This is a genomic window from Methylomonas montana (assembly GCF_030490285.1).
Lineage (GTDB): Bacteria > Pseudomonadota > Gammaproteobacteria > Methylococcales > Methylomonadaceae > Methylomonas > Methylomonas montana.
In genome coordinates this window covers 1,302,877-1,329,315 of the sequence record NZ_CP129884.1, presented here as the reverse complement: position 1 = coordinate 1,329,315, position 26,439 = coordinate 1,302,877, and the positions used below count along the sequence as shown (strand labels likewise).

Here is a 26,439-nt window from a genome sequence, read left to right as displayed (position 1 = left end):
TATATGCCCGGCCTACTTTTTTAAGCGGCTGGGGAAATTATTTCCATTTTTTGAACAGGCCTTTTAGCCGATCCGGCTTGGCTGGTTCGACTTCTGTAACCACTGGTTCGATCATCGGTTCGGGTTCCACTACGGCCGATTGCAGCTCAACCTCAGTCTCGGCAGGCTTGTTTTTGCCGAACAAATTTTTCAGTTTGCCGCCAACGCCGGCCGGGGGTTCTTTAACCGCTTCGGCCACAGTTTCCGCTATTTCCACCGCGTTTTCTTTAAGCTCGGCAACCGCTACCACCACAGGCGCTACGGTTTCTTGCAACTCGTCATCGACCGATTCGATAGCGGTATTAGTCTGTGTACCCAGCTTTTGATCGAATTTGGCGACTTGCTGCATGGTGTTGTTTAGCATTTGTTTGAACCTGCCGAAGCCGCCGCTTTTCTCGGCTAGCTTATCGACCGAGGATTGTTTCGCCGTTGCCGGCTCGGCTCTATCGGCCTTGACCGGCTCTTCGACTTTAACGGTTTTGGGCGGCTCGACCGCTGCCGGTGCAACTGGCGCTGTTATCGGCCCCGCAGGTTCGACGGGTTTAGGCGGGATAACAACCGGCGGCACTTCGCTGACCGTTATTTTCGGTTCCGGCCGAGGAGCCGGTTCTGCCTGGACAACGGCCGGCGCAGGCTGGCGCTTGGCCAAATCGGCATAGCGAGCCAGTTCGGCTTGATGTTTTTCGACAGTCTCCACCAGAATTTTCTTGGCGCTGTCTTGTTGACGTTCCAACAGGATTTTTTGTTCTTCGACCGCCAATTCCAACTTGTTCAGTTGCTCGGTTTGCGCATCCAGACGCAATTGCAAAGGCCCCAACAAGGCGTCTTTTTCGGCTACTTTTGACGTTTCAGTCCAAAGAGCGAGTTGCAATTCGGTTTTACCTTGTTGCTCGGCCTTGAAACGTTCGCTGATTTGCGCGCTAAGGACGGCGTATCGCTGCCACAACTCCGCAGACTCCAGATTATTGGCGGCCGGCAAGGTCGGTTCGCTCAGTTCAAAACTGCTCGTCAGGGTCTTAATGCTGTCGATCAGTTGCCGATTGCCTTGCACGAGTTTTTCTTCCAAACCGGCCGCCCGTTGCGCCTCGTTGGCGGCGGCGGCTTGTTGTTTTTCCAATTGCTCGGCGCTCTCGGCTAATTGCGCTTGCAAGCTTTGCGCCTGCTGTTGCGCGCTTTCCAAATCCGTTTGCAAGCCAATACGCGCTTTTAGATTAATAGCGTTGGTTCTTTTCAAAAAATAGATGCGGATGCTGTAAAACATCGCCGTCAGCAACCAAACAGCAATGGCTAAGGATCCGGCATATTCTTTATTTTCGAGCGTCAGTCGATACCAATCCAACAGCACACTTTGAATCATTGGCAAATAAGCTTCCATAATCAATCCTGGCTAAATGTAGTTTTTATAGTTAATACCTTAGATCCTGACGCGAAGGACTGGAACGACCCTTTGGCCAGATAGAGGCAGTATACCAGTTTGGCTAGTTAACTTATTTGCGAGCTGTCGGCGATGAAATCGTCTATGTCGTGGGAGGTGTGTTCGGTTATCGATACGCTGCGGTCTAGAGACTATCGCCTCAACGGCTTGTCCGCGCTCGACAAGATACATTAAAGATGCGCAAAATAATTTGCATGATTGAAATAAACTCGGATCGGGAAAACTTGTCGACCTAAACCAACTAATTAGCGCGGGACACAAAACAGCGTTGAACCAAGTCAGCCTGGCTTTTATCGAAACGGTAAAAGCGTAACGTTTCGAAAAAAACCCGACTACCGGCCGTATGCTGACGTTATGCCCATTGCCGTTTAGCCGCCACTCGCTCGGTCAACTCGGAGTAACAACGGAAATCATTTTTATAGTCCTTTTGCCATAAAGGATTCTCGAGAATATGCTCGACATCCAAGGCATAGGGAATCCGTTGCCCACGGTGGTCGCAAGCATCACCGACTTGGCGCATTTCAAACCCTTCTTTTTTGACAGCATAAGCCAAAGCTGGCGCAACCAGAAAGTACATCTGCGTAAGATGGTTTTGTGCCGAATAGACAACGGCCGCTCGAATCAAGCCCCACATAATGCTGCGACTCTGATTCCTGAGGCTGTGCAGATAACGAATATTGCTGGCTTCCTTGCCTGCCTCTTCTCCGAAGGATCCGTTCTGTCCGTAACTGCGGGGCGCAAATCGCCGAGCCTCTCTGAGCACGCACAATCTAGATAATTCGATTGAATTCTTATATTGTTCCGGCAAAATCGGTTCATCGGTGACGCATTTGCTTTCGAACGGAAAAACCGACTGGTTCTGATAGACCAGTCTCAACGCGCCTAGCCATTGGCCGGTATATCGGTGCCGAACCATAAAATGCACCGAATGACGATCCCATTCGTCAAATTCCATTTGATCGGGAAAACTGTCTTTATCCTCATAACCCATCTCATCACAATAGACTTGATAACGCAGGTTATAATGAATTTGCTTGCTTTCAGGCGTATCAGCTAAAAAAACCTCAAAACAACTGTCGAAGGAATGCTTTTCAGAAATCAAGTTGAAACTCCATCACATAATTAATCAAATTCCCTAAATATCCGGGCATTACTTTTTCAAAGCTGAGCACTCCACCACTAGCCGGAGCACATGCATTCGATTGGATTCCCAGTCAAGCGCCGGTCTAACCGCCGGCAAGATCAGCCATTCTCATCGTCAATGAGCAGAATCTTGCCTAGCCCCGGTTCGCTTTAGCACCATTATGAAAGCGGACTAACACTTGTATCCGCCTATCGACCAACGGGCCGACATTAAAAAAATCACAATAGTGGCCTGTAAAGTACAGATGAAAGATGAAAGAAAACCTGCAATTTTGATTAAGATTGGATTAGGATTGAATTAAGAAGGGATAACTTAAGCCTGAGAAGCTTTTTCCAGGCCCTGATTTTTCGGCGCCCGAACGCCTCATGCAGTCGTCCGGGCACTAAATCCTGGGTTTTATTCCGTCCTGGCTCCGAGATTTTCCAGACAAGGACGAAACCAATAGGCTTTATGAAGACTGAAATAGCTGTTGATGCGCCGAGACAAATGTTGATGCATCGCGCCGCCCAATTTATACCCCAACCATTTCAAACCGGTACGCCATATTGCGGAAGGGATCAGCCAAGGCGCACGTTGCAGCAGATAGCGCATCTCGGAAACCACGAAGCGTAAACCCTCGCCGGACGCGCCGCCGAAAGTCTGCTGCAGCCACGGTGTGTGGGCGTGAAAAACCCCAATATCGAAGTAACGCTTAAATTCATCGACAAAACCGTAATCATGAGAATGAAACACTTGTGCGTCGCTGCGATAAGCAATTTTCCAACCCTTCAGCAACATCTTGCCGGCCACGAAAGTGTCTTCGTTCATGATGGTATCGATCGGAAAGCCGCCCGCTTCTAACAGCGCATCGCGCCGATAAGCGGCAAAAGAATTGGAAATAAACACCGTTTTAATGCCAAACTGTTCGCGATCCGCCAGGCCACGCACTTGGCTGTGAGCCGGATAATTAAATAATCTTGCGTGCGCGCCGATCGGTCCGGCATCGCGGTGCGGCAATTGCCGGCCGTAGGCCGCCCCCACCTGCTTGTCGTCAAACGCCGCCACCAGCTTTTCGATCGCGTCCGGACTCGCCAACAAGGCATCCTGAGTCAGAAATACGATGATGTCGGCGTCGGCCAGGCTGGTCACGCCCGATTGCCGAGTACTGCCGTGGTTAAACTCAGCCTTGGCGATCACCTGCACGTCAAAACCCAGTTCTCGCGCTTGGGCAACCGTATCGTCGCTGGACGACGAGTCGATCAGTAACAAATAATCGGGCTTTCGTGTTTGTGCCGCGAAGGCCTGCAACCAGGCTCCCCAGAGTTTGCCGGCATTCAATGTCGGCACGATCAAGCCGATCTTATTCATAACTGGAACCCTCGACCAAAGACTGCGGCAGATTCGCTTGCCCCGGCTCGGTGAGCGCTCGCCAGACTTGATCGCCTAACTTCACCGGATCGAGCTGTTGCTCGACATATCGACGACCGTTCGCCGACATTTGTTCCCAGCCCTTGCGATCCAGTGCTTGAGCTTGGCGTAGCGCGGAACGGACCGATTCCTCGTTGCGCTCGAATACCAAGCCGGCGCCTTGCGCTTGCAGATGATCCCAAGCCAAGCCCTTGGCGACCATCACCGGCCGGCCCGCCGCCATCGCTTCCGCGACCACGTTGCCGAAATTTTCGCGCATGCCGCCGGCTTGTTCCAAACCGGACGGCAACACCAGAAAATGACTTTCAGCCAACAGATCCTTCACTTCGTCGGCCGGCAAATAACCTTTATAACTGATGGCGCCTTCCGCCCGTGCCAGCAAATCCTGAAACTCGTCGAAATAGCCGCCATCGACGCTACGACCGGCGACCACCAGCCGGTCCGCCGGACGCCGAGTTTGCAGCCAAGCCCGAATAAACGCATTGATGCCTTTTTCTTGCTGGACATGACCGAGAAAACACCATTGCTTGCCCTCACCGGCCGGATAATCCTCGACTTGAAATTCACGGCTATCGATACCGTTCGGCACCAACAAAATTCGGGCAGTATTACCCAACACTTTGCTGACACCTTCCACTTCGGTATCGCTGGTGCAATGCACCGCAATGGCCCGGCGCAGGGTCGGGAAAGTCAGCCATTTGTAAAACAACCATTTATGCGGTTTTCGGGCCTGGATCAGTTCGACATGCTCCGGCATCAAACCGCCATGCACCGCCACCATAAACGGCCGCCGCAACAACACGCAAAACAGCGCCGCCAAGGTCGACGGCCAGGTGGCTATACCGTGGATATACAGTCGTGGCGCCTGCCAGCAGAGTTTGAATATCGCCGGTATTGCCCCCAAACCGAAACCCCAGCGCCGAAAGCCGTAGCAGTTGTAAAGCCTAACATCCACTTGCTCGCCCAGTTTCACGTCCTCGGCGCGTAAACGGCTGCCTATCGATTCGTCGGCGGCGACCAGCACCATCTTATGACCGCGTTCCGACCAGGCTTTGGTTAATACACCGCAGGTCACCGATACTCCACCATAGCCTTTAGCCGGCGGTACATGCGTCGTGACAATACCTACATCCATTTCATTTCTCCCGAAACAATCTTTAAATTCATCTTATCGTCCATACTCCAAAAACCCGCGCCAAATGCCGACCAGGTTATAAAACGAATACGCCAGTTTTTTGGGGTTGAACAGCAGCAAGGCCAACAACATTTTCAACATCGGCGCAACGAACATCTTGCGGACGATGTAATACAAAATGAACGCATCGTGTTGATTGGCAAACTTGCGAATATAGGCGCCGATGCCGGTGGAATACATCAACATTCTGGAAGTACCCAACTTGTAATGGTCCTTGTCCGGGTGATAAATCTTGATCTCCGGCGTATAGAACGCACTACCGCCGGCCCGCAGCAAGCGGTACAGCAACTCAAAACCTTCCGCGCCGGCGTATTTGGAACCGATGCCGAAATCGTGATCCAGATGAAACTGGCGCCGATCGACCCGTTGCACATCGAAAAACTGGGTAAATTCCACGCCCATCATCCTGAAACGGTTGAAATAGCCGGCTTTGCGGCTATTCACGCCGATGCTGAAGCGGGTCGAGGAAAAATCGTAGGAACCGGCCACCAGAATGGCCAGCCTTTCCCGGCGGTTAAATTCCGCCACCACTTTTTCCAGCACATCCTTGTCGTAGGCGCAATCGTCGTCCGGAAACGCCACGATGCGGCCTTGCGCCAAGCCGATACCATAGTCCCTGGCCCGGGCATTGCCGGTAAAGTCGACTTTAATATGCTTCAGATCCAACACGGCTTTGAACGGCTCCAGGAGGGCGTCGATTTTACCGTCCCGATTTTGATCGATAACGATCACTTCGAAATCCTTATAAGTCTGGAACAGCAACGATTTCAAAAAATCCGCCACTTCCCAATCCCTACCGAGCGTCGCCAACACCAGCGAAATGTTCATACTCATCCTCTTGCCCAATGACCGGTTTTTGCTTGCAGATAAATCGTGGCCTCGTACCAGGTAAACATCAATGCAAACTCCAAGCCGGCGGCGCCATCCAAAAAGCCGCCCCGAAACAAATAGTGGTAAGCAAACCGCCCCAAAATCCTCAACCAGGACCGTCCCAATAACACGCTCAAACGCCCGCGCGCGGTCATCACCGCACCGGCGGTCGGTTGCAACTGCACCTCCTGAGCGGCCTTGCCGATATGTTTGTGCATCCAGGCGACAATCTCGCCATGGTAAAAATAATGCTCGTAAGGAATATCCGAATATCCGATCCGACAGGTATCGAGCACCGCTTCACCATGCCCGGTATGGTTACGGACAAAACTCGCGGTCTCGCGGCGCACCAGCCTGGGGTGATAGATCGGATAACCGGGCGCGTGATTCAAGCGTTTGCCGCGCAGATAAAGTATCGAGGGCACCATCAACACATCAATGCCATGAGTCTCCGACAATTTGGCTTCAAACCAATCGTAAAACCGCTGCGGATAAATTTCGTCGGCATCGACGAACAATATCCACGGCGTCTGGATACCGCACTGTTGCAGCGCAAAATTGCGTTGTTCGGCAAAGCCGGGCCAGGGATTACTGAATACCGCGCAGCCCCGCTGTCTCGCGATGGCCAATGTATTATCGTTACTGCCGGAATCGATCACGACGACCGGATAGCGCTCGGGAATCGCCGCCAAGCAGCCCGGTAGATTAGCTTCTTCGTTTTGGGTCAAAATAACGACGGTCAACATAGCTTATCGCTTCACCGCATAGACGTTGATGTAGATACCCAGCCCCAAGGCGTTCATCATGCGGCCAAACGGAATCTGGGCCAATTTGACCAGCGCATCGGCGAATGCCGCCGCCCTACCCGTCAGCCCCAATCTTCTCGACAAGGCATTGAACTGGATTCGAGTGATTTGCTCTGTTTTCACCACTTGCAAACCGTTGCGTTCCAGCAAGCGTTTCAAGCCTTGCTCGGTAAAATAATTGACGTGCTCCGGCACCCACAGACAGGCATTTTCCTTGGTACCCAACAGCTTGACTAAAAACGATGCGTAATTTGGCACCGCACAGGCCAAAACCCCGCCACTTTCCAGCAGGCTCGCGACCTTGGCAATCGCCCGATCCGGCTCGAGCAGATGCTCCAGCACCTGCGACATCACCACCACGCCAAACGCTTGCTCCGGCTGGTATTGCTCGAACATCATCGTCAACGGTTCGTCGCCGTTCAAATCCTTGAAAACCTGGTTTTCGTATTGGCCCGGATTAATGCTAACGGTCTGATAACCGCTCATTCTCAAGGCCTGCGTGTAAAAACCAAACCCGGAACCTATATCCAGCGCCCGGCGATTTGTCGATGTATCCAATTGTTTGGCATGTCTAGCCATGCGCTCGGCATCCACCGTGCAATTAGGAAAAGCCCGCTCTCTGTCCAGCACATTTTTTAGAGCAATCGATTCGGTCAGCGCCTGCCCGGAGTATTGATAAATAGCCTTCAACCATTGCCGATCTGGCGGTTGATTCAAAAATCCCGTGCCACAACATGCGCAACGATAGATATGAAATTCTTTTGCATTCTCACCAACCGTGTATTGAAAGCTTTTCCGCCGCCAATAACTGATTTTCTGCGCGCCGCACGCGACGCATTCGTGCAGCACATCGCCGTAAGTTTCTGTTGTCATCGTTGCTTCTATCATCGTATTCACCCTAAAACTTTTAACCGAAACACCAGCTGCGGTTCTTATTTGCCCAATTGTGGAATGCTTGCCGCGTCAGACCGTGATGCCCACGCTGGAGGCTTGCGCTTGCGTCTGATCGCGCTGATTATCCAGGTGACCCATGCACCAGGGTTTAGCCAAAAAGGCCAGAACCAGCGCTTCTATACCGAAATAAACCGGGTTGGCCCAGGCCGCGCCCAGCAAACCGAATTGGCCGACCAGTACCGGAATCGCAATCACCGCCGTCACCGCACCGCATAACCGCCCTTTCAATAATGCTCTGGTACGTTTTTGGGCCAATAGCGGTTGGGCAAACGCCGTGCCCAAGGCATGCAAGGCACAGCCGAGCGCCATGGCCGGCATTAAATCGACCGCGGCGTGATAGGACTTGGCCAATACCAAGGCCGCCACCCAATCTTTGCTCAACAGCAAGATCAGCAAACCGGCCACGCCCAGGCCGGCCACGCTGGCTATCCATACCCATAGAATCGAAAAGGCTTGCCGAATGCGATTTGCGGAAAACGCCTGGAAATAGGCCGGCTGAAAAGTCCGCAGCAATACCATTGCGCTACGGTTGAAGGCCTCGTTGACGATGGTATAAGTCGCCGCGTACAGTCCCACATCGGCGGCCGTCAGCAAATAGCCGATCACATACCGATCTCCCAAGCCGTTGATCCAGAAAATCAATTCCATCGGAATCAACGGCAAGGCATAGACCCAGACCTCTCGTCCGAAATGCCGAGTAGCAGCCGGTTGCGCCGGCGCCGCTTGACGGCGTTTAGCGACCAGCCAAACCAAATTGGAAAGCAAGCTGGCCAGGATATAGCCCAGCAGCACCCATTCCGCATTGCCGCCCAGCCACCAGACCAGCGAGATCGCCAACAACGGCCGCAGTACGCTATCGCCGGTTTGCCAAAGACTGGCCAGGCGCTGTTTGCGCTCGCCGATCGCCAACTGGATACCCAATTCCCGCTGCACCGTGATCGCCAACAGCGCGCCGGCCAAGATAAACAGCAGCACATCGCCATCGGTAAAATAGCCGTAGACAGAACCGCCCAGTATCAGCCCTGCAATCGCCAAGCCGGTGGCTTTCAGCGTCAATCCGGCGACGGCGGCATGCAACCCTTGGCGCTCGGCTGGATTTCGACATTCAGGGACGATGCGCATGCCGGCGCAGATAAACGGATAAGAAAACACCGCCACGCCCAATGCGACAAAACCGTTCAACAGTGCCACTTGCCCGTAAACCGCCGGGCTAATCAGTTCGGTCAGCAAGCGAGTGCCCAGCAACAAGGCCACTGCGGAGGCCGCTTGGCCGAACAAGGCCCAGAACGCATCGCCAAATAATTTGCTTTGTTTCAATGCACTGAACATCGCTGAGTTCCTAAGGTAAGCGCGGGGAATAGGCGGCTTCGGCCGGTAAGGACCGAGCCATTGCCCCGGATTTGGCCACGCAGCCGACCACCATGCCCCACAGCAGCATCAGCAAGGCATTTTGCGGGAAATACTCCCACAGATTAAACGTCAGCCCGGCCACGAAAATAAACATCGTCACCAGCCCTTTATTCGGGTGGACAGACATCCGTGTCGTGATCAATAGAAAACCCAGATACGCCAGTAAACCAAGCACGCCGTAGCCGTTCAGTAAAAACAAATACAGACTGTCGGAATCGAATTGACCCGGAAAATGTTCGGCACCAAACAGCAGATTGACGGTATTGGAACTCAAGCCCAAACCCCAGCCAAACAACACATCCATCGGCCCGTGCACAGAATTGGCAAACACCCGTTGCCACAAATCCAGCCTGCCGTCTTGGGTAGGATCGGCATCGTCCCGACCGCTCAACAAGGGGCTGGAAGCCAAAATTAAAGCGCCCACCGCCAAGATCGGCGCCGGCATCAACAAAGCCCAGCGATCGCGCGGCCTTAGCGCGGCATACACTTGAAAAAACACCACCAACAAGGAGCTGATAAACGCCGTACGCGAACCGCTGAGCAAGGCTAAAAACACGCTCAGCGCCAACCAGCGGCGCATACCCGGCACCAAGGCAAACACCAGCGCGCAAGTCGCCATAGTCGCCCCGAACAAATTAGGGCTAACAAACGTGCCGAACGGCCGGCCGCCGCCCAACATCGACACGCCGAACAAGGGCGGTGCCCACAAAGCCTGGGCCAACGCTAAACCGGTCTGCAACACCATGTAATAGCGCAGATAGCTGGCGAACTTGTACATCACATACTCGCCCGCTCCCAAGCGGCTGGTGACGAAACCAATCAGGGCCACCGGCAGGTATTCGAACACCCGCAGCCCGGTCATCGGCACCACGAACGGCAACTCAAGATACAAGGCATAGCCCACTTCAAACAATACATAAGTCGCAATTACGCCCAGAAACGCCAACACCGAACTGGTGACGATACCGTTGCGCAGCCGCGGCTCCAGCCAGGCGTAGATAATCAACACGCCCAGCAGCGCTTCGCGCAGAATCCGCAAGCCAACCTCCTGCTCGCCGTAAACTTCCTTGATGCCGGCCCAGGCCGATTCGACTTGCGGCAACGAGGCTACCGTCGAGGCGCAAACCAGCGCAAACAGCAGGACGGGCAGGTCTTTTTCCAGACGCAATTTCATTGGCGAGGCTTACACTCTTTCGTCGGTTTCGGCAGTCACGACAGGCAACAACTCCCTATCCAACTGCTTGCCCAACCAATCGCCCACTGCTTGATATTTATCGCTCCAGGTGGATTCGTCCTTCGGCTCCTGATCGGCACGCTGGTAGGCATAGCCGTAATATGGATAATAAGACGAGCCTTCCTTCATATCGTTGATGATGAAACCGTTAGGTTTGATGCCAACCTGCTGGAAACGGCGAGCGCTGACTTCCAGTTCCTGGGCGGTATAGCGGCCTTCCTTCACGACCAGGAACGTCGCGTCGGCGTGTTTGCCCAGAATCGCTGCATCGGTGGCGCCCAGAATCGGCGGCGAATCGATGACGATATGGTTATAAAAGCTCTTCAGTTGTTCCAGCGTTTCGGATAGTTCACCCAACACCAACAATTCTGCGGGGTTCAGCACCATATTACCGCGCGGGATCAAATCGATACCGACATCCGGCAAACTGACGATGACTTCGCCAAGCGTGGCCCGGCCGGACAACAAATCGGACAAACCCGGTTGTTTGCCTATTGAGAAGGTATCGTGCAAGCGGCCGTTGCGCATGTCGGCGTCGATCACCAACACCCGTTTCTTGATGCTAGCCAGCAAGGCCGCCAAGTTGGCACTGACGAAGGACTTGCCCATGCCCGGCGCCGGACTGCAAACCATGATCACCTTGCTTTCGTGATTGGCCAGCGTCGCTTCCAAGGTAGTGCGCAAACCGCGCAGCGACTCGACGGAAATATCCAGCGGATCTTGGCTGACCAAAATGCCGTTATCTTTGTCCTTGCCGAGCAAGCGCCCTAATTTGTGCTGTCTTTTGCTATGCGGAATCGCCGCGAACATCGGCAAACCCACTTGGTATTCCAGCAAGGCCGGATAGTTGTCATGACGTTGCAAAGAATGTCTCAGGAAAATCAACGCAGAACCCAAGCTCAAACCCAACAAACCGGCAATCGCCAACAACAAGCTGGGTTTGGGCCAATAAGGCTTTTCCGGGGTAACGGCAAAATCGACGATGCGCGAATTACCCAAGGAGCCGGCCGCGGCGATGCGTTGTTCCTGGGCGCTATTCAGCAAGGAGGTGTACAGCTCGGTATTGACCTGTACGTCGCGCGACAAACTCACCATGTTTTGCTGGGTTTTCGGTAAATCTTTAATGCGTTTTTCCAAAGCCGCCAGCTTGTTATTGACGCGCTTGATCTGGGCATTGGTAGAGATCATGTCCGGATGCTCAGATTCCAAACGCTGACTTTGTTCGTCGTATTTTTGCTTGAGCTGAATACCCAGGGTTTCCATATCCGAAGCCTGTTTCAACAGGATCTCGGCCTCTGCGGAAATATCTACCGCGCCGTGTTGCTGGCGATAAGCGCTGAGGCCTTGCTCGGCTTTTTCCAGACGTTCCTTGACGATGGGCAGTTGGCTTTCCAGGAAATTCAGTTTTTGCGATGCTTCCGCCGATTCCCAATTCACCGTGGCGTTCACATAAATCGCCGCAATATCGTTGACCGATTTAGCCAATTGCTCAGGATCGCGGCCTTTCAATTCCACGCTGAGGATGTCGGTGTCCTTGGAGACTTCCTTCACCGCAAAGGCTTTTTGCAGGGTTTCGATGGCCGACAGCGCGGTGCGGCGAGTCAATTGGAAATGAGTGCCTGGATGCGCATCCAGCGTGTCGACTTTAATCGTCACCGGGGTTTTCTCGCCGATCTCAGCGGTCAATACGTCGCCCACCAAGCCTTCCAGCAATTCGTCGCCGCGCGGATCGAGTATTTGGAAACGGCCCGCTTCCAGCGCGATCAGCGTAAATTCTTTTTCCAGATAACGATCCGGTACCTCGAACGCGGTGACTTTGAGTTTCTCACCGCCCCAGGCCCAGCGACCGAATCCCCACCAGGCAGCGGATGCGCCGTCGTGGACGTCGTGCCGGCGAGCCAGTGTTTCACCGATCACCGGAAAAAAGTACGGCTCGGTTTCGATGGCCAGATTCAGGTTGTCCACCACTTTGCCCAGCACCGAACGCGATCGCAGAATCTCCACTTCGCGCTGTGCACGCGGGCTTTCCGCTTCTGCCGGCGCTTGGTTGTTGTCGCTACGCAAGTTGGCTGTCAACAGCGCCTTGTTCTTGTCGATCCGCAACAAGGCATCGGCCTTGTAAGTACGCGGCGCCAGCACCAGATAAACCGTGGTGACCAGCAATACCGAGCAGAGCGCGATGAAAATGGTCTTTCTGCCTTCGATCAGCAGATCGACATAATCGCGGATGCTGACGCCCTGCTCTTCGATCCTAACCTGATTTAACGGCTGTAGTACTGGAATGGCTTCCTTTTGTGCATACATCATTTTTACATCCCCATCATCGCGGCTTGCGACATGATTGCGGTGAACGAGCCCGGTAAAATTTGGTTCAGCACTCTAGACCATTGCGTGACGCCGGCAGTACCGATGAACAGCGTGTCATGGGCTTGCAACGGAAACTGATCGGCCAGAATCATCGCATCAGGCGATTCGGCATCCAGTTGGAAAATCTCGGGGTGCATGTCGCCGGCGCGAATCACATAGATGTCGCCGGGCCGCGAGGTATTGAAATCCACCCCGGACGCCTCGGCCAAGGCCTGAGACAGACTCATCCGGCCTTTGTTGATCTGGATGGCTTGCTGGCGATTAGCCTCGCCCATCACAAACACCTTGCTGTCTTTTTGATCGCCGACATTCAGCACGTCGCCGTCTTTCAACAACAAGTTCTGGGTAGTCAGACCTTTTTCGTACATGGACTGCACATCGAGCTTGTAAAGTTTGCCGTCGCGGGCCAGCGCCACATTGGCAAAATCCGAGTCTTTGGTAGAACCGCCGGCCCGTGTGATGGCCTCCGCCACGGTCAAAGGCGTTTCGTTCATGGTTTGCACGCCGGGACGCGCAATTTCACCCACCACCGCCACCCGATGCGCCTGGAAGGACAACACCCGAATATCCAGTTTGACCTTTTTGAAGTACTTGGACAGTTCTCGGGTCAAGTCTTCGCGGGCTTCGCTGACGGTTTTGCCGGCGACATGAATGCTGCCGACATAGGGGTAATACAGGTCGCCGTTCTCATCCACGACTTTACCGGCCAGCTCCGGCATGATTTTTTCGCCGCCGGGATCGTTCAGTTCCGGGTGTTCCCAAACGGTGATTTGCAATCTATCCTGCGGACCGATGCGATAACTGGTTTTGCTGGGGTCCACCGGCGGCAAGCTGTTGATCGTTTGGCGGCGGGCGGTTTCCCGCTCGATGATCAAATCGGCGGTAATCGGCACGATGCGGACTTTCTCTTTCACCAACTGCCCGCCTTTATTGGTTGGCAGCTCGATTTCGGTCAAGCCGTTATCGTTATTCATATCCATGCCCGGCGCCAAAAAACAACCTGGCAACAGTAAAAACAGCATGATGAAAATCAATCTAAACATGGTAAAAGTTCCTTAGTAGGCGTTTTTATTGATAAAACCGGTCAGCACGGTACGGAAGGCGATCTCCAGATCAAACCACAGCGACCAATGTTGGATGTAGTACAAATCGTGCTCGATGCGGCGATTCAAATCGGTGTCGCCGCGCCAGCCGTTGACTTGCGCCCAACCGGTGATGCCGGCTTTCACCATGTGCTTTTTCATATAGTTGGGGACTTGATCCTTGAACACTTCGACAAAGTCAGGACGCTCCGGACGAGGGCCAACCAGCGACATATCGCCACGCAACACGTTGATCAATTGCGGCAGTTCGTCCAGGCTGGTTTTACGCAGGAAGCCGCCAAACGGGGTGGCGCGATTCTCGCCGGGCCTCGCCCATACCGCACCGGTTTTCGCTTCGGCATCGACCGGCATCGACCGGAATTTCAACATGGTGAACGAGCGATTATTCCAGCCCACCCGCTCCTGCCGATAAAACACCGGTCCGCGTGAGCTGAGCTTGACGCCAATCGCCAGGATCAGCATCAGCGGACTGATCAGCAACAACAGTATGAAAGCCAGCAATCTGTCCTCAAGCTCCTTGATATAACGATTGACGCCATGCAGCGGCGATACCGAGAAATCCAGGGTCGGAATCCCTGCCACGGTGTTAAGGCTCAGGAATTTGCTTTGTTTGAAAGCAAAGCAGTCAATCACCAATCGAATGCTGACCGGCAGATGCCGGAGTTGATATTGGGCGCGCTCGGTCAAGGATTCGCCTTGATACGCCACCCAAACTTCGTCGATGGACTGATCCGCGATGATGGCCGGTAAATCGTCTAACTTGCCCAGGCGCGGCAGCGATAAATCGCTGACCGAATGCCTGTCTTCGGCGCGGTCGTCGACATAACCGATCACTTGCAGGCCGGCCCAGGACGAATGATTCAACTGCCGCGCCACCGCCACCGCCATTTGATTCAAACCGACCATCACGATGCGACCTTGCGACCAGCCGCGAGACCGCAGCCAGCGCAGTATTTGCGACAGCACACCGCGCGCTACCAGTACGAACGCCAAGCCCAGCGCACCCCAGGAGGCGATCCAGCGGTAACTGGAGCCGAACCAGAAATGCATCCGCACCAGCGCAACGATGGACACCACCGCCACCAAAGCCGAAATCCAAGCCCTAACGATGCGGGCAATCTCGCCGCGCATCGCATCGTTGCGCCAAGGCCGATACACTTGGCCGATTTCGAAAAAAATGATGGCACCCAAGATACCCAGCGCAATCACGATCCGATAATCCTGATCGATGACGTATTCACGCAACCAGAAATAATGGGTCACCCAGGCGGCGGCAAACAACATGGCGACGTCGATCACCCGCAACAGCAGAATCACCGTATGGCCGTATTGCTTGAAGAGTCCGTTGAAAATATTTCCCAAACCGAGTGGCATGTTCGCTAAACCTCTGCTTTGTCCATGTTCAATAACGAACGGCCCAGCCGTTCGTCGCTAAATTCGATGCGATTGCCGGTAAATCCGGGCCGCTACCATCAGGTACAAAGATTACAGAGGCAAGATGAGGGAAATCTGCGGGATTGATTAAGATCAGATGAACGGTGTATTAGCGGTAAATGAAGATTGCTGGCCGGAACAAGTCCGATGTGAATTTGCTCGATCGACGCCAATTTCGTTCAGTCGCAGAGAGTTGGCACGCGACCGTAAATGCACGGGTGGGCGGAAGATTGGCTGATCGGTTTAGCCATGACCATCAGCATATTGGGATTGGCTTAGTGCCGACCCATAGCTGCCTGATGGAGCCGCTATTTGATTGACAAGTTACTGTCAAACTGCAGACTATCAAAAGTAAGACCCATAGGAATCCAAGTTCATACTTGAGTTTACCTAAAACCGGGGTGTCGTTGACGAGATGAGGACGCAGTTATATTGCACTTTGCTTATATGTTAGACTTATTGTGCTATTGACCCTCAATAAACTGATCAACGCCAACGTCGACGACGAAACACATCTCATAAACCAAAATGGCATTGACAGGCAGCTTGTGTTTTTTGCATAAAGTGCTGATGCTCTCCCGCGTATGATGGGGAATCGATTCTGCTATCGAACCAATCAGTTCATCCGCATTGTCCGCCGTTTTTAATATCTTGCACATGGCATTCGACAACAGGCGCTCCTGCTTCGGTAAAAACCATTGTATTCGCAGCAATTCAGCGATTGCGCCGCACAGACTCAGGTTTCCGTCCTGTCTAATAGTGGCGAAGAACTTAAATGGAGCGAGTCTGCTCAGCTCGAAAAGTCTTCTAAACCTCATGGTGTGATTTTCGGTGATGATCCCGATACGTTTAAAAAATTTTTCTGCAGCGGGGTGAACCTTATAATAGGAGACAAGCAGCCTCCCTCCCTTTTTTGTCACGCGTCTGGCTTCGTTAATGATCTGCAGGATTTGCTTTTCATCGTTCAGGAAATCGACCACGCCGGTCGAGATAATCGTGGTCGCGTAGCTTTCGTCGGCAAAGGGCAAACTTGATCCATCGGCATGCACCAGTTTGATGCCTCTGCGCTGTTCGGCCAGCCTGACCATTTCAGAGCTTGAATCGACGCCGTCGACATGAAGCCCCTTTTTACGCAAGGCATCAACTAACAAACCTTGTCCTCCGCCGACTATTAAAACCGGCTGGGAAATTTTGTCAGCAATGATATTGATCGTTTGCAGATCGAGGTGGTTATCCTCAAACAAAGCAAGATGCGGCGCCCATAGTTGCCAGAAGTTTGATTTGTTTGTCATGGAACGATCATAGGCCGAGTATGTTGTTTATTAGAACCGGAACACTATAATCAGCATTCTTCACTGCGGCGGGTTTACACAAGAACAGCGGTTGTTCAGCATCTGATATGCGTCTTCATAGATTTGCTGCTGCCTCCCACAAACGATCTTTGCCTACCTGCCGAAACCATGTCTCAAACTCAGTTCGGTCATGCTGCCACGGTTCACTCAGTATCGGCCGTGGGTCTTCGCTGAGCGAATAGGCCATACCCTCAACAAACCATTCGGGGCTGACCATCCACACCTTGAGGCTACCGAGCCGCTCGTTCTGAACGTGATGAAGCATTTCGTGGCGGAGATAGTGCAGCTGCCACGCGCGAGGACTGACCACGATAGCCATCGTTCCAAGCGTTGCAGCAGACCGCCTGCCAAGACCGAACGACTGGAAGCAGCTGTCCGTGGAGCAGAAAAATACGCGGGGCCTGTGTTCCATTGGGCCAACTGCACCTTCAACAAACTGGCGGGCACTCTCATACAGATTTGACGCGACAACGTAACGTGATGGATCGTCTGTGCAAATCATGTCGCTCTCGCACGAGAGGCCATTCCACTCGGGAGCGAGAACTCGAACTGGCTTAAGAAATGCCCAAGCTGCAAAGGGCACCGCCAGAAATGCGGCCAGCAATTGTCGTTTCAGCATTTGCGGATCAAGACGCATAACAAGCAATTAAGTCTAGGTCTGTTTATCTACGCCAAATCCGATTCCGTTGCAAATAAAAATTGCAAGAAGAAGACGAAATACTTGATTGACTAGGCGGGATAACGTACATTTTTGGCATGATAAACGGATCGGGATAATGCCAAGCATGCCAGACGATTTAGCGCGAGAAATAGTCGGGTGTGTTAGACAACGCTTTTTTTTGCCCTGCATTTTTAGGGTGGACGCATCGGAAATGTTGGGCAAAAAACAACATTTGCCCAACAGGGCTTGAATGAATGTTAGACGGCCTAGAGCTCAGAGGCAGCAGCCAGTGCCTCTTGGACCGCCCAGTTGCCAGTATACTTTTGACGAATGACAGATACATCCTGGTCAATGATGTCGCAACGCAGCTCTGCCATGGTTGAGGAGGGGATTCCATCCCCAGACATCTCGCCCTCATGCACAATTTCTTCGTTGTAATCATTCTTACCGCCATGCCAACTTGCATTCCCAGATACAGAAAGCCTTCCGTCCGGAAGTATCTTGATACGGATTTCGTTGTTTCCCGCCGTTGGCCGCCATATTCCAGCCCAGTCTTGAAGGCTTGGAGTCTTCTCTTGGAGCAAATTGAAGTTGCTCCTATTCATGAGACCGACGTACTCATGCCGCTTCCCAAAGTACCAAACGCATACCCATTGGTCATCGCCTAATTCTGAGAAGAGAACTTTGTCTCCTTTAACCAAGTAGGACTTTAGCATGCACGATGATCTCTCTGGACATCCCTTCTCGTCATCGTAGAAGTATGAACGTACATTTTTACTACCGGAAATCTCCGCATATTGAATCCTTTCGAAGGACGGAAAGGACCCGTTTCTACAGGTATATGGTTCTACACCAGCGGAAATCCCACTAATGAGCATTAATGCAAGCAGCGTACAGACTCTCTTCATGAAACATTCCAACTTTATGTTGTTTGGTAGAGCGAGACGTCCAATGCGTCTCTAACGTTCTCTATAACCGGCAGTGAAAAGTGGTGCGACGAAGGAGCGTCGCTTTTCACTGTCCGGGTTGATGCCGTTGTTGGGCGTTGATGTCAAAAAATGGCCTAAAACACTTTTATGAAGATATTTACTCTGAGAATGACTTCAGAAAAGTGGCTACAGTTGGGTCAAAAACAGACTGCGTGCGAATTACATAAAGACTACGCCCTTCCAATCTAGCGGCATATTTTGTAAGTACTTTCCCATCTGGAATCGTTCCGATTGGGTGATCTGAAATCTCTGCAAATGCTGGCTTTGCGGCCTCAATAGATTCGAATGTGACTTGGTAGATCGAAAGGTCTATTCCAATAGAATCGCTGTGGTTCTGTACGACAAGATGTCGTGTTGTTATTGTTGTTCGCGTAGGCAACTGACTCTTCGGTAATAATTGTTTGAGGTATGAGTATTGCTCTGCTCTGTCCCTGTGCTCGCAAATACTATATGAGTTCCAACCCTGGCTGATGTTCAAAACGAAATGTTCTGCAATCTGTTCAATGGAAGGCTGCTCAGCAGTGGCGCAGGAAATAAAGACGAAGGAAAATAGCGCAACAATCCATTTGGCGGATTTCATGGATACCTCTTCAATGCAGGACGATTTGTTTTCGCATATTCAATAGACATGCTTCGTGCTGCACCAATCTCTGCTAACTGATCAGCTCGATTACTCGCTTTTGGTCCTGATAAATTAATAATGTAATCATTAAAGTCAACAAATCCATTAGGACCGCCACATATTTCTATGCAACCTATCGAAGCGTAGACTTGGCGATGAGGGTCATCTGGCCCATCATGTATAAGAAAACTCTCATAGACTTGCCAAGCCCCTTTCTCAGGTGATGAAGCGCTATGGACCGTGTAGTGTGGCAACCATGCTTTGATCGTGTGGACTTGGTGATTAGCAAGGCCTACTACTACAGGTTTTCCGAGCTTCCCCTTTTGATGCACGCCAAACCGGATAACTTCAAATGTCCTCTTGCTCTTAGCGCCATTGGATTCTGTGCCAGCAACGGTTAATTCGTAGGTTGGAATAAGATAATATTCAGCTCCACCATCAGGATATGCCCAGGTAATCGCATCACCTATTGGCTTTGCCCCAACATGCATTTTTATAGGCCTCATTTATATACCCCTTTTGCAAGATGCCAGAATGGAAAGATAGGTTCTTGGTACATATTCTTGTCAATGCCTGGCATAGTAGACGCCCAACACGTTGAATTCACTGGCCCGCGCTGTTTGCGGGTCCAGTGGAATGGTTTGTTAACCTAAAATATTGTTTTTAATTAACTTAATAAGTTTTCCGTAGCTTTCATCGATGGTTTTATTTGTTGTATCTATCACCACTCGATCTGTTTTCCATTCATGATATTCTCTGTCTAGGATCTCTTGCCAGCTCGGAAGAGAAAGATTTGGAATTTTTGAGGCTCTTGATTCAACCCTTTGTTTATGAATGCTTGAATCAGTGCATATTATTTCAATATTTATAAAATCTGCATCAGCTGATTTTGCAACCTCTTGCCATTCTTCTCTTGTAAGCTGAATAGGATTACATGAGTCAGCAATAACATCATTACCATTTTGTAGATTATCTTTTGCTACCCTGTAAGATAATCGATAGCCTTCACCTTCAACGTTAAAAGAACATAAATCTCTTAAAGCTTGCTCTATAGTATCAATTCTTAGAAAGGTAGCGTTTAAGTTGCGAGCAAGTTTTTTTGCCAGTGTGGTTTTACCAACACCTGGAAGACCGGAAAATATATATAAAGTGGGTCTTTTTTTCATTTCAAGAGGTTAACGCTTTGCGTAACCGGCTGCCCAAAGCTGCAGAGCGAAGCGACGCAGCTTTGGGCAGCCCGAGTTTACGCGATTGTTAGGCATACCTATGTGATGACTATTATTCCGACCGAATATCATTTAGAAACTCTCTAATGGCGCGTGGCGATCTCAAGTGATGAACTTTCTTTGATTTCATAGAGTCGGAGACAAGTTGTCGGTATACGGGGGTCAACTTTCTATGGCACAGCCAGAGAACCCGGTAACTATTAAGTGTTCCCTTTAATATTGGGCTGTTATCAGGCCAGCCTTCGGGATTTACAAATAAACCTTTTAGCAACCGTTTTGTCACCCACGTACCATGTGTTAATAACGGTAGATCAATGAAAATTAGCGTATCTGCAACAGAGAAACGTTCCCATGCTGATGAGACACAACCAAATCCATCAATGATCCATTCCTCTTGGCTTAAGAGACCAGAATGGATGTTGAGATATTCAGCATGTGGGACTTCTCCGCCTCCTGCCCGGTACTTTATTTTGTCCAGAGAGTATAGGGGAAGGCTAGTGGCTTCGGCCAACTGCTTAGCCAGCGTAGACTTGCCACCTCCCGCATTACCAAATATTGCTACTTTTTTCATGTTGCCTCCTATGGCTTTAGCTAAAGCCCAAGAAGCTGATAATAAAAACCCGCCTCTTGGGCGGGTTTGAAAAACTACTGACCTGTCAAAACCCACCATTCCTATGGAATGATGAAAATAATTCGAAAAGATTGGCGCGCAAAGTCTGTATTCATAATTTAATCGTCCCAGATAAGTTTCGGGAAGTCAACTCCGAAATGCCTAACAAGTTATTAAGCTGTTAACAGTATATCTACCGCGAAACCTGAGTCGCAACACTGAATTTGTGAATCGTAAGGATTTTCCCCTTCCGTATATCATCCAAACTGAGCCAAAAGGTGAAATTGGAGATTTGATTGACGCTAAAATCTGGTCAGCCGTTCGTAATCGGCGCGTGTCAGTAGATAAACCGGGCTCGCTGAAATAGGAATATTGGCCTTGCCGGCGGCATCGACCGGCAGCGTTTGACTATGCCCAACCACATCGACCAGCAGCCAGGCTTGTTTGGCATCGAGTTGCATCGGCCAGACGCTACGGGTGTCGTCGGTTCGCCAGATCATCAAGGTTTCGCCGAAATACGCCGCCTGGATATTGGCGTCCTTGATGTCGATGGCACGGTACGGCAAACCGTCGATCAAGGCGCTGGCGGTATACATCGCCGCTTCGCCGGGCTTGTGGCCTAGCGAGTAATCCCAGATTCGGCCATAGGCCAAGTCGTACTCGTGAGCGATACAAAACGCCAAGCCCAGATAATCGCTACGACTGTTGGCCCAAGCGATGATTTTTGCCACCTGCTCCGCCTGCCAGCGCCTGCCGGTGAAACCATGCATCGCCTTGGCGCCGGTTTCGCCCAACCAGAACGGCAAACTGTTTTTCTGGCCCAGGCTGGCGTAAGCCGCCAGCACCCCGCGTTCGTCTTCGTTTGCGCCATTACCGATCGGCCCGCCGAAACGCGGCGGCTGTTGCGGATAAGCATGCACGTCCCAAGCATCTTGATACCGATCCAAACCCAATTCCAGCACTTGCTTGAACCAGTCGCCCTCACCCGGCCGCACCAAGCTGCCGCCCACGTAATGGGCGTCGCTGCGGCGTTGATGCGCCTGCTGATATTCCCATTTGGCCCGTTCGACCCAGTGCGCCGGCTCACGCAGTTTTTGCCAATCCGCTTCGTGGCGAATGTCGATCTCGTTGCTGGCTTTGAAGAAGCGAGTGAAGCTCGCCGCTGCATTGATAAAATGCTGGCCGTCGCCGGAATTGTCGTTCAGCCAGTTGCTATCGCCACCGCTGTCTGCAAACAACTGCAGCCCACGCTGCTTGGCCTGCTCCCACAGCGATCGATATTGCTCATCGAAACCTGGGTAGCTGCCGTAGCTTCGATAAATCCCCATTCGTTCCAGCCAGGCAAAATAGCCGCCCGCCTGCTTAAAACTTTTGTCGCCGTCGGCCAGCGCGTAATAATCGTTGTTCCAGAGTTTCTTCCGTTGCAGACGTTGCTTTTGCGCAGTTGCGCCACCGACCACGCTAAAACCGTCGGCCGGATAATGCATGATCAAGCGACCTTCGGGCGTATACAAGGACGGATAGACCGCGTAATACCCAGGCTCGGCAAACTTGCCGAAATCCGCTTCGATCTGCCCGGGAAACAGACTGCTCACTTCCCGCTCGGCGATTTGCTTACCGCCGTAATCGAGCAGACGCAGACGCAGCTTGGCCGGAAAACGCGGCAACGGTGCAGATAGACTGGTTTCTTCCAGAATAGGTTGCCAACGTAGATCCACTTGCAGTTTTACGGTATCGCCGGGATGCGGCAGATTGGCCGGCGCATCGACTAAGACCAGCGGCCGCAGTTTGGCAGCGACGCGCTGTAAAGCCAGATCGGCATCGGGATCGCTCGTTTGCGTCTTGATAGCGGTCATGGGCCGGCCGGCCGAATCGGTGAATAACCCTGAAAAATAAAAACGCTGGCCTTGATCGTGTTGCATGACCCACTTAATTAACAGGCTATGCCAGCCGGGCGTCAGATTCAACGCAGCCAGTTGCGCTGCCTCCGGCCGCACCGATAACGCCGTCGCGACCAAGCCTTCTGTGGTCAGGCCGTGCAACAGCGCCTTGGCTTGCACGCCTACGGATGCCGAAAATCCGGCCGGCGGCCGAGGATCGTCTGTCAATGTCAATGGCTGCCCGTCCAGCCAGGCGGCGGTTTTGATACCGGACTGGCGCAGATGCAAAAGGGTTTGCGTCGTTTCACCGACATGCAGATAGAGCTGGGTGTAAGCGCTGCCGCGCGACCAGCCGTAAGCATGCTCGGTATTGGCTGCTATATCGGCGCTGCCGTCTGCCTGGGTGCGAGCCGTCTGCCAAGTCCGCATTTTTCCGCCCATCATTTCCAGGCTCAGGTAGGGCTGATCCGGATTGGGCCGCAACACCGTTTCCGCGTCTAAACCAAACACCGAGACGCCGGCCGGGCCGTCCTGCCAACCACCGACCAGCCAAGCCTCCGGCACGCCGTTCCGCAACGGTTTGGCCACCTCTGCGGCAACGGGAATCGGTGCCGGCATGGTACCGATTTTGCCCGGCTCGTTAAGAAATTTAAGCACCTCGGCGTCGTTATTCGGCTGAGTTAACACACCCAGCACGGTGTAACGGTCGTCGCTGATCACGGCGGCGGGCAGCGTGGGCACATTCAAGCCGCTTGCCATGGTTTCGGCTTCCGGCCCAATTAAATAAGTTACCGGCAGTGTCTCGTAGACCGAACGGGCGCCATCGGCCGCCAAGCCGCGAAACAGTGCATCGCCATGGGCGCCCTTGCCATCCAGAAGATAAAGCCGCTTCTCGGCCTCGCCAACCGGTTTGGTCAATGCCAAGAAACGATTGCGGGCCTGGGCCTGTTCGGCGGACATCCAATTTCCCAGCGGCTTGTCCAACTGCAATAAAAAGGCGTCAAAGACTTTAGCGCCGTCGGCCTTACCGCTATTACTAATCTCCAGCCAACGGTCGCCCGGCAACAGCGTGACGGTGGTCGCGGCTGGCAGCCATTGATATTCCCAGGGCGTGGTATTGCTCAAGGCGAATTCGGCTCGGGCGGCTAACGCTTCCGGCTTGGCGCCAGCCTTGACTATAAAATCTTGTTTGACTTGAGATACTTCGCCGCCGGTTTTGTAACGCGCAAACACCCGATATTGCCCAGGCGCAAGCTCAGGATTGAGTTCGAAACGAAACCGCGCCCCCCAATTGCCGAAGCCTTGATGAAAAATCTGCGCCTCGTCCGCCTCGGTCAATATCGATTCGGCGCCGGGGCCTGCGTAGGCACTACCGGTCAACACCCGCAGTGCCGCGGGCGGTTCGGCTGCCGCCAATGCCGGCGCCTTTCCCAGCTCTAGCAGCACCAACGGCTGCTCTCCAGTGGCGCTGGCCGGCAACGCCGACCATGGCGACGCCAGCATAAACGCATCGAACACCTTGGCATCATGGCCGGCACCGCTGTTACGCACCTCGATCACGGTGTCGCCGGCTTGCAGACTAATCGGTGTCTGTCCGGCTATCCAGGCGGCTTCCCAGCCCTTGGGCTTGATCGATACGCTGCCGCGCCGCGCCAGCTTGGCAGCATCGGCGCCGGCCCAAATTTCGAATAATTGCACGCATACATTCGGATCGCCGCCCTGCCGCCAACGCGCCCAAAAGGTATAGCCTTGGGCCGGAAAACCGGCTTTCAGTGTGAAGCGAAAATTAACCTTCCAGGTACCGAAGCCGGGATGCAAAACGCTAATACCGTCTTGATCGGTTTGAATCGACGTGGCGCCGTCTTGAGCCGAGACTTCACCGACCGATACTTTCAAGGACTTATCTAAGCCGTTAGAAAGCGACGCGCCGCCTAGTTCGAGCAACAAGGCAGGTTTTTCTGCCGAGGCTGTTATCGGCAATTCGGCCCGGGCATCGGCAAATGCAACGGTCAGCGCTAGCCATAGCAGCGCAGGCAGTGTCGGAAAAGTCATTTTCTATCGTCTGATCATTGAAAGGTTTTAAGTCTGCATCGACTCATGCTTTATTATCGGCGGCGCAAATTATTTTCCGATGAAAGTAAGATTAAAATCAGATGTTTATTCAGCGGCTTCGATATGAAAATTTCCAGAAGCGCAGATTTATCTATACTATGGTGTGGTTTATATTTCCTTTCGCACGGATGAAATTCAAAAATCTTTTATCGTTGAAGTCCCTGATCGTCCTGGGCTTTGTGATTGCCGTTATTCCGCTGTTTTTAGCCGTGATGTACGCCGCGTTCGGCATGCGCGAAACCTCGGCACTGGGCAGAACAGTCAATTCGCAGGTGTTCGAACAGACCAAGACCATTCGCCTGGTGTTGCAAAAAGCCGCCGACATCGAGCGCAAGGCCAAGCTATTCGTGTTGCTGTCCGACCCGACCCTGCGCCAACCCTACGAACGTCAATCCTACGAAGCCGTCCGCGCCTCGTTCAAACAAGCCTTAAGCGATTTGCTGAAGCTACAGGTCGATAACAAAATCGCGCTGCTGGTCAACGAATTATCGGAAAAAGAAAATCTGATTTATCAGCAAATTATCGGTTCGGACGACGAAAACAATCTGGTGCTACCGATAGACGAAGCGTTCCAGGGTCTGCGCGAGTCGGCCGCCAACCTGTCGCGCGAATTCGAGAACCATGTCGACCATGAATTCAACGAATTGCACCAATTGTCGGAGTCGCTGGAACACGGACTACTGATCAGAGGCGGCGTGCTATTGGCGATCTCGTTTGTGGTGATTGCGCTGCTGTTGATCGTGCTGTCGCGCGCGATGCGCCAGCTCGATACCTCGATTCGCCGGCTGGGCGCGGGCGATTTGACGGAGGCCATCGTTGTCGAAGGCCCTTCCGATTTAGTTTATCTGGGCAATCGGCTGGAATGGTTACGCACCCATTTCATGGAGCTTGAGGCTTCCAAACAACAGTTCATCCATAACGTTGCCCGCGAAATCGAACAGCCTCTGGAAAGTATTGAAAAAAGCGCCGAACAGATGGCCAACGAAGCCGAGCTGGACGCGAACACCCGGCAACAAGACATCGTCAGGATCTTAAGCGTCAATATCGAAAAATTAAAAGCCGTGTCTGAAGAATTGGTGCGTTACAGCCAAATCAATGCCCAGCCGGCAATGAAGCGCAAACAAACCGTCGAGATGAAAGAATTGCTGGAAGCAGTGATCGAGGAATTCCAACCGCTGCTGCACGCCAAATCGATTATCCTGCGTATGCTGGTCAGGCCGGTCGAAATTTCCGGCGTTCCCGAACAATTGCGCGGTATCGTCGAACAACTGCTGGCCAATGCGGTGAAATACTCACCGACCGAAGGCGAGATCCGCATCATGCTGCGCGATTTGGGATCGCAGATGGAACTGGAAGTGGAAGACGAAGGACCGGGCATCCCGCTCGATGAACGCGCTCATGTGTTCGAACCGTTTTACCGCGGCACGGCCGCCCAATCGGACGAGACGCCGGCCGGTCCGGGTATGGGACTGGCGATCGTCAAGGAATTTGTCGCCAACCACCAAGGCAATGTCGATATTATCGATTCAAGACAAGATCAACACGGAGCCCGGATCAGGGTTCAATTACCGCTCAACGGGGAGATTTAA

At 52.6% G+C, this 26,439-nt stretch carries 21 protein-coding genes; 1 reads left to right on the top strand and 20 read right to left on the bottom strand.

The genetic code is table 11. The annotated features are described in order from the left end of the window. Nucleotides 1-37: 37 nt before the first annotated feature. The 20 genes from QZJ86_RS06305 to QZJ86_RS06210 all read right to left on the bottom strand — a co-directional run bounded on the left by QZJ86_RS06305 (nucleotide 38) and on the right by QZJ86_RS06210 (nucleotide 24,790). A complete protein-coding gene (locus QZJ86_RS06305) occupies nucleotides 38-1,414 on the bottom strand; it encodes a hypothetical protein (RefSeq protein WP_301937382.1) in 1,377 nt (458 codons plus the stop codon). Between the two features lie 412 nt (nucleotides 1,415-1,826). Next, the gene (locus QZJ86_RS06300; protein ID WP_301937380.1) at nucleotides 1,827-2,576 is read right to left on the bottom strand and encodes a PEP-CTERM/exosortase system-associated acyltransferase; all 750 of its coding nucleotides are present in this window, start codon (nucleotides 2,574-2,576) and stop codon (nucleotides 1,827-1,829) included. A 438-nt stretch (nucleotides 2,577-3,014) separates the two neighbouring features. After that, nucleotides 3,015-3,965 carry a glycosyltransferase gene (locus QZJ86_RS06295; RefSeq protein ID WP_301937378.1) on the bottom strand — a complete coding sequence of 317 codons (951 nt, stop codon included), beginning with the start codon at nucleotides 3,963-3,965 and terminating at the stop codon, nucleotides 3,015-3,017. Continuing rightward, entirely contained in the window at nucleotides 3,958-5,160 is a 1,203-nt protein-coding gene (locus QZJ86_RS06290; protein WP_301937377.1) for a glycosyltransferase family 4 protein, read from the bottom strand. The genes QZJ86_RS06295 and QZJ86_RS06290 overlap by 8 nt, the downstream gene beginning before the upstream one ends. A gap of 33 nt (nucleotides 5,161-5,193) precedes the next feature. Then, nucleotides 5,194-6,048, bottom strand: coding sequence for a glycosyltransferase family 2 protein (locus QZJ86_RS06285; RefSeq protein WP_301937375.1), 855 nt, complete (start codon nucleotides 6,046-6,048; stop codon nucleotides 5,194-5,196). Nucleotides 6,049-6,050: 2 nt separating this feature from the next. Then, on the bottom strand, nucleotides 6,051-6,836 hold the full coding sequence (locus tag QZJ86_RS06280) for a glycosyltransferase family 2 protein (RefSeq protein WP_301937373.1): 786 nt from the start codon (nucleotides 6,834-6,836) through the stop codon (nucleotides 6,051-6,053). A gap of 3 nt (nucleotides 6,837-6,839) precedes the next feature. Further along, nucleotides 6,840-7,769, bottom strand: a complete 930-nt coding sequence (locus QZJ86_RS06275; protein ID WP_301937371.1) for a class I SAM-dependent methyltransferase — start codon at nucleotides 7,767-7,769, stop codon at nucleotides 6,840-6,842. A 90-nt stretch (nucleotides 7,770-7,859) separates the two neighbouring features. After that, nucleotides 7,860-9,179: a lipopolysaccharide biosynthesis protein gene (locus tag QZJ86_RS06270; RefSeq protein WP_301937369.1), complete on the bottom strand. Its 1,320-nt coding sequence runs from the start codon at nucleotides 9,177-9,179 to the stop codon at nucleotides 7,860-7,862. 10 nt (nucleotides 9,180-9,189) lie between these two features. Next, nucleotides 9,190-10,434 (bottom strand): O-antigen ligase family protein, encoded by a 1,245-nt coding sequence (locus QZJ86_RS06265; RefSeq protein ID WP_301937367.1) that lies wholly within the window; start codon nucleotides 10,432-10,434, stop codon nucleotides 9,190-9,192. 9 nt (nucleotides 10,435-10,443) lie between these two features. Further along, a complete protein-coding gene (locus QZJ86_RS06260; protein WP_301937366.1) occupies nucleotides 10,444-12,801 on the bottom strand; it encodes a polysaccharide biosynthesis tyrosine autokinase in 2,358 nt (785 codons plus the stop codon). A 2-nt stretch (nucleotides 12,802-12,803) separates the two neighbouring features. After that, nucleotides 12,804-13,904: a polysaccharide biosynthesis/export family protein gene (locus QZJ86_RS06255; protein ID WP_301937365.1), complete on the bottom strand. Its 1,101-nt coding sequence runs from the start codon at nucleotides 13,902-13,904 to the stop codon at nucleotides 12,804-12,806. A gap of 12 nt (nucleotides 13,905-13,916) precedes the next feature. Beyond that, a complete protein-coding gene (locus QZJ86_RS06250; RefSeq protein WP_301937363.1) occupies nucleotides 13,917-15,338 on the bottom strand; it encodes an undecaprenyl-phosphate glucose phosphotransferase in 1,422 nt (473 codons plus the stop codon). Between the two features lie 524 nt (nucleotides 15,339-15,862). Further along, complete coding sequence (locus tag QZJ86_RS06245; RefSeq protein WP_301937362.1) at nucleotides 15,863-16,690, bottom strand: class I SAM-dependent methyltransferase; 828 nt, start codon at nucleotides 16,688-16,690, stop codon at nucleotides 15,863-15,865. 115 nt (nucleotides 16,691-16,805) lie between these two features. Beyond that, on the bottom strand, nucleotides 16,806-17,369 hold the full coding sequence (locus QZJ86_RS06240; RefSeq protein WP_301937360.1) for a hypothetical protein: 564 nt from the start codon (nucleotides 17,367-17,369) through the stop codon (nucleotides 16,806-16,808). A gap of 308 nt (nucleotides 17,370-17,677) precedes the next feature. Next, nucleotides 17,678-18,319 (bottom strand): hypothetical protein, encoded by a 642-nt coding sequence (locus QZJ86_RS06235; protein ID WP_301937359.1) that lies wholly within the window; start codon nucleotides 18,317-18,319, stop codon nucleotides 17,678-17,680. Between the two features lie 178 nt (nucleotides 18,320-18,497). Continuing rightward, entirely contained in the window at nucleotides 18,498-18,980 is a 483-nt protein-coding gene (locus QZJ86_RS06230; RefSeq protein ID WP_301937357.1) for a hypothetical protein, read from the bottom strand. Then, nucleotides 18,977-19,528, bottom strand: a complete 552-nt coding sequence (locus QZJ86_RS06225; protein ID WP_301937355.1) for a hypothetical protein — start codon at nucleotides 19,526-19,528, stop codon at nucleotides 18,977-18,979. The genes QZJ86_RS06230 and QZJ86_RS06225 overlap by 4 nt, the downstream gene beginning before the upstream one ends. Nucleotides 19,529-19,666: 138 nt before the next feature. Beyond that, nucleotides 19,667-20,188: an AAA family ATPase gene (locus QZJ86_RS06220; protein WP_301937354.1), complete on the bottom strand. Its 522-nt coding sequence runs from the start codon at nucleotides 20,186-20,188 to the stop codon at nucleotides 19,667-19,669. Nucleotides 20,189-20,300: 112 nt separating this feature from the next. Continuing rightward, nucleotides 20,301-20,819: a P-loop NTPase family protein gene (locus QZJ86_RS06215; protein ID WP_301937353.1), complete on the bottom strand. Its 519-nt coding sequence runs from the start codon at nucleotides 20,817-20,819 to the stop codon at nucleotides 20,301-20,303. A gap of 341 nt (nucleotides 20,820-21,160) precedes the next feature. Further along, entirely contained in the window at nucleotides 21,161-24,790 is a 3,630-nt protein-coding gene (locus QZJ86_RS06210; protein ID WP_301937351.1) for a hypothetical protein, read from the bottom strand. Nucleotides 24,791-24,978: 188 nt separating this feature from the next. On the opposite strand from QZJ86_RS06210, the gene QZJ86_RS06205 reads away from it, so the two are divergent. After that, nucleotides 24,979-26,439, top strand: coding sequence for a sensor histidine kinase (locus QZJ86_RS06205; RefSeq protein WP_301937349.1), 1,461 nt, complete (start codon nucleotides 24,979-24,981; stop codon nucleotides 26,437-26,439).